Annotated in this window: 4 protein-coding genes and 1 pseudogene; 4 read left to right on the top strand and 1 reads right to left on the bottom strand. The window is 31.1% G+C overall.

Annotated features, from left to right (window positions below):
- The 4 genes and pseudogenes from HMPREF0850_RS13190 to HMPREF0850_RS10000 all read left to right on the top strand — a co-directional run.
- Window positions 1-282: pseudogene (locus HMPREF0850_RS13190) on the top strand (hypothetical protein); the annotation flags it as partial.
- 64 nt (window positions 283-346) lie between these two features.
- Window positions 347-571, top strand: coding sequence for a hypothetical protein (locus HMPREF0850_RS13185; protein WP_001018318.1), 225 nt, complete (start codon window positions 347-349; stop codon window positions 569-571).
- Between the two features lie 52 nt (window positions 572-623).
- Entirely contained in the window at window positions 624-1,001 is a 378-nt protein-coding gene (locus HMPREF0850_RS10005) for a TIR domain-containing protein (protein WP_000821056.1), read from the top strand.
- 10 nt (window positions 1,002-1,011) lie between these two features.
- Window positions 1,012-1,992, top strand: coding sequence for a caspase family protein (locus HMPREF0850_RS10000; protein WP_000916685.1), 981 nt, complete (start codon window positions 1,012-1,014; stop codon window positions 1,990-1,992).
- 22 nt (window positions 1,993-2,014) lie between these two features.
- Here the strand turns inward: HMPREF0850_RS10000 and HMPREF0850_RS09995 are convergent, their stop codons facing one another.
- The gene (locus HMPREF0850_RS09995) at window positions 2,015-3,256 is read right to left on the bottom strand and encodes a hypothetical protein (protein ID WP_000066814.1); all 1,242 of its coding nucleotides are present in this window, start codon (window positions 3,254-3,256) and stop codon (window positions 2,015-2,017) included.
- Between the last annotated feature and the right edge of the window lie 6 nt (window positions 3,257-3,262).

Here is a 3,262-nt window from a genome sequence, read left to right as displayed (position 1 = left end):
TCTGGTGTGAATAATAAAAAAATAAGAGTTTTTTTGAGTAGACCCAATCCATTTACTAAAGAACAACAGTACTTTATCGAAAAATTAAAAAGTACCTTAGATAAGTACAATATTGAAAGTATAACATTGCAAGCAAAAGATTATTCACCATATGAATCTTTAACTGTTTTGAATGAAATGATAAAAAGATGTTACGGTATGGTCATCTTAGCTTTTGGACATACATATATTCAATCTGGTATTTTAAAAAAAGGAGCAGTTAAGAATAAAAATTTTTTTTGAAGCTGAAGAACAATCATTAGATGGAAAATGGATTACTAGTTCTTTTTGTCAAATTGAAGGTGCTATGGCAATTTCAAATAATATTCCCATTTTAATTATTAAGCAAAAAAATTTACGTATTGATGGTATTTTAAAGGATGATCAAAAAATTGTATCTGTATCAGATTTTACTTTAGAAAACACTTCACAAATTAATTTCTTTTTTGAAAAAATTTTAGAAAAAGAAATATACTGTTGGAAAAAATCACTAGAGAAAATATTTAATAAAATTGAAGGAAAAATAGTATAAAGCGTTTTCTAAAGTGGTATAATAAAGTCAAAACTTTTATAGGAGAAAATAGATGAAAAGAATTTTTATAAGCTTTGCAATTGAAGATGAAAATCTTCGAGATTTACTAAGGGGACAATCGCGAAATACGAACTCCCCATTTGAATTTGTAGATATGTCTGTTAAGCAACCGTGGGATTCTCAATGGAAAACTAAATGTAGAACAAGAATTAGAGGGTGTGACGGTATGATTTCTATCATTACTAGGAATACCAAGAATGCCGATGGGCAAATTTGGGAAATGAACTGTGCCAAAGTTGAGGGTATCCCACTTCTTGCAATTTATGGTAATAATAGTCATATCGGTGCTACGATTCCAAATGAATGTGGCTATCTTCCTGTAGTAGATTGGAATTGGGAAAAGATTAGCGCTTGGATAAAACAATTGTGAGGAATAATTTATGTTAAAAAACAAGGCATTAATTGTTGGTATCGATGCATATTCTCAGGCTCCATTAGGGGGGTGTGTAAATGATGCAGAGGAGATAGCGAAATTATTGGAAGAAAACGAGGATGGTTCCCCTAATTTCAGTGTTAAGCTAAAACGCAATGTACAAACAAAAGCAGAGTTATTGGAAGACCTTCATTCTTTATTTAAAGAAGGAGAATCCGACATTGCACTTTTTTATTTCTCAGGACACGGGACAGATGAGATGGCTGGGCAAATCGTAACACCAGATTTTAATGGCTATGATATGGGAATTTCTATGAATGATATACTTCGACTGGCAAACACTTCTAAAAGTCGAAATAAAATTATCATCTTAGATTGTTGTTATTCTGGAAAGTTAGGAGATTTTAGTGCTATAGACTCATCGGATGCCATTATTGGAAAAGGTGTTACTATTCTAACAGCAAGCAATCGTGATGAAGTTGCTATTGAAGATGGAATAACTGGTCATGGTGTGTTTACTGAATTACTAATTCAGGGGCTAAAAGGTGGAGCAGCAGATGTTAGCGGGAATGTCACTCCTGCTAGTTTGTATTCTTTTGTCGATCAGTCACTTGGAGTATGGGAACAAAGGCCTCTATTTAAAACTAATATAACAGGATTTTTACCTATCAGAACTGTTGAAGCTAAAGTGTCAAAAAAGGTACTACGGAAGCTTCATCAATATTTTGCAGAAGCTACTTCAGAATTTCAATTAGATCCATCATTTGAATTTACTAATACTCCTGAAGTAACTCATGAATATAAAGAACCTTTCGCAAAAGAAGAAAATGTTGGTAAATTTAAAGAGTTACAGCTTTATGAAAGCGTAGGTTTAATCGAACCTGTTGGAGAGGAGCATATGTACTTTGCTGCTATGAATAGTAAGTCTTGTCGTTTGACACCGCTAGGTTTACATTATTGGAAATTATCAAGAGATAAAAGATTTTAAAAAGGGAAGTGAGTAAAATTGCTCATTTCCCTTTAATTATTTTTAGAGTTTCATGATAATCATGCTTTAGCTCTTTACGACCTGAGCTTACCGTCTCTTCTTGCCTTTTTGTAACAGGCTTAAATTCAATAATTGATTCATCAGTACCAAATGCAATTAGGGTCAAATCTTTAATGTTTTCATTATACCAAGTATTGTCAAGATCAGTTTCTTCTCGTTTGAGAAATTGTAATTCTGTTAAGCAAGTTTTAGCAAAATGAACAGCAGAGTAGTAATATTCTTTTATTGATTCAGTATCTTTTGATATACAATATTGTTTTAACAAAAGTGCACAGTAATTTCTAGCACAATAGAGATTCCCACTTTCAAAGTTTGAGCCATTTTTGTAATATCTTCTAGCTTGTTCTAAAAATTTACATTCTTTAGTTAGACCAAATATTTGTTTATTTATCGCTGCAACAATCCCCAGTAAGTTTTCATTTGTCGATGTAGCTAAATCTATGTTCTCATTAACGTATGATAAGGTCAAAAGCAAATTTTTTAGGGACAAATCTTTTTTATAGCGACATAATAGATATTGAGAAAGTATATCTTCATCAAAGGATAAGTTTAAAATTTGAAGATAGTAATTTTCGGCTTCTTTAAACAGCATATTTTCCTTCAAATTTTCAGCTTTTTCAATCATTGTCCTTATAGATGCTCCTGCTACATGTACATTTTTATCTAATTGAACTAATGGTTTAATCTTATACAAATTAAAATCAAATACAGGACTATCAATATAATCGGTATTGGATCCTAGGCAAGAAATTAATATGTCTTCTAATTTATCTTGCAGAGATTTTCTATAGTTTTCATCAGATACTATTTTCTTTCTATGATATCTTAATTGAGGATTCATTGAAATATCAAAAAATGGGTATTTGCTAATAGTTAGTTCTTCACAAAGTATAATTGTAGATTTTGGCCTCATTGCATGCCGAAGTCCCAACTCATAAATTGCATTTTGATTTAAAGTGCTTATATCAGCAATCACAATATCAGCTAAAAAAATAGATGTTATGAAGTTTTTATTAATAGCTAATGAAGTTGGAACTTCATCTCCTCGATATGCTTGTGTGGAGTAGATTGATTTAAAATGATTTCGAGATAATACAGGTTTTATAAACTTAAAATAAACATCATCTAAATTCAGTTTTACTAAAGTTCCAGGAATTTTTTTCACCCCATATCCCATGACTACAAAGCAAGTTTTATTACTCATCAATCA

Source organism: Streptococcus sp. M143, from assembly GCF_000162495.1.
Taxonomy (GTDB): Bacteria; Bacillota; Bacilli; order Lactobacillales; family Streptococcaceae; genus Streptococcus; species Streptococcus dentisani.
Note: the sequence above shows the minus strand (reverse complement) of the source record. Positions and strands in the feature narration are given on the sequence as shown.

Excerpts from the sequence above, each read along its gene's own strand:
- HMPREF0850_RS09995 (WP_000066814.1), bottom strand. The coding sequence starts at position 3,256 with ATGAGTAATAAAACTTGCTTTGTAGTCATGGGATATGGGGTGAAAAAA.
- HMPREF0850_RS10000 (WP_000916685.1), top strand. The coding sequence starts at position 1,012 with ATGTTAAAAAACAAGGCATTAATTGTTGGTATCGATGCATATTCTCAG.
- HMPREF0850_RS10005 (WP_000821056.1), top strand. The coding sequence starts at position 624 with ATGAAAAGAATTTTTATAAGCTTTGCAATTGAAGATGAAAATCTTCGA.
- HMPREF0850_RS13185 (WP_001018318.1), top strand. The coding sequence starts at position 347 with ATGGCAATTTCAAATAATATTCCCATTTTAATTATTAAGCAAAAAAAT.